Here is a 911-nt window from a genome sequence, read left to right as displayed (position 1 = left end):
GCCGACAGTGTGTCCCGTCCCACAGCTGCCGTCGCGGTAGGTTGAGCGATATGTCTGCCGACCACGCTTCCCGTCGCCGAGCGCTGCGTGCGCTGCTCGCCGACCGCGATCTCGACGCGCTGCTGGTGACCGGTCTGACCGATATCCGATATCTCACGGGTTTCACGGGTTCCAACGCGGCGCTGATCGTCTCCACGGTGGACGATGCGGACGAGACCCGCACCGTCGTCTGCACCGACGGCCGCTACGTCACGCAGGTGGAGGAGCAGGTCCCCGATCTGCGCGCCGTGATCGCCCGGTCGTCGGCCGCCCGGCTCATCACCGAGTTCGGAACCGATGCTGCGCGTTGGGGATTCGAGAGCCACATGGTCACCGTCGACGAGAGGGCCCGGTGGGACGAGCTCGACGTCCCAGTCCGCTTCGTCCCCACTCCGGGACTCGTCGAGCAGCTGCGCGCCGTCAAGGACGAACACGAGATCGGCCTGCTGCGCGACGCGTGCGGCGCGGCCGACCGCGCATTGGCGGATCTCCTCGCGGCGGGCGGGCTGCGCCCGGGGCGTACCGAGAAGGAGGTGGCGCGTGACCTCGAATGGCGCATGTTCGGGCACGGCGCCGACGGGATCTCCTTCGAGACGATCGTCGCCGCAGGCGCGAACTCCGCCGTACCCCACCACCGGCCCACCTCCGCGGTCCTCGCGGAGGGCGACTTCGTCAAACTCGACTTCGGTGCCCGGATCGGGGGTTACCACTCCGACATGACGCGCACCTACGTGCTCGGCCGGGCCGCGGACTGGCAGCGCGACCTGTACGAGCTGGTCCTGCGGGCACAGCAGGCCGGACGTGAGGCGCTCGCACCCGGTGTCGAATGCTCCGCGGTGGACGCCGCCGCGCGCACGGTGATCGCCGAGGCC

1 protein-coding gene is annotated in these 911 nt (G+C 70.4%); it reads left to right on the top strand.

Translation table 11 applies throughout. The features are described from left to right. Positions 1 to 50: 50 nt before the first annotated feature. Positions 51 to 911 (top strand): M24 family metallopeptidase (locus tag R1101_RS0124500; RefSeq protein ID WP_016935765.1); only part of this gene is annotated, 861 nt, incomplete at its 3' end.

It is taken from the genome of Rhodococcus sp. R1101 (assembly GCF_000278445.1).
Taxonomy (GTDB): domain Bacteria; phylum Actinomycetota; class Actinomycetes; order Mycobacteriales; family Mycobacteriaceae; genus Rhodococcus; species Rhodococcus gordoniae.
Note: the sequence above shows the minus strand (reverse complement) of the source record. Positions and strands in the feature narration are given on the sequence as shown.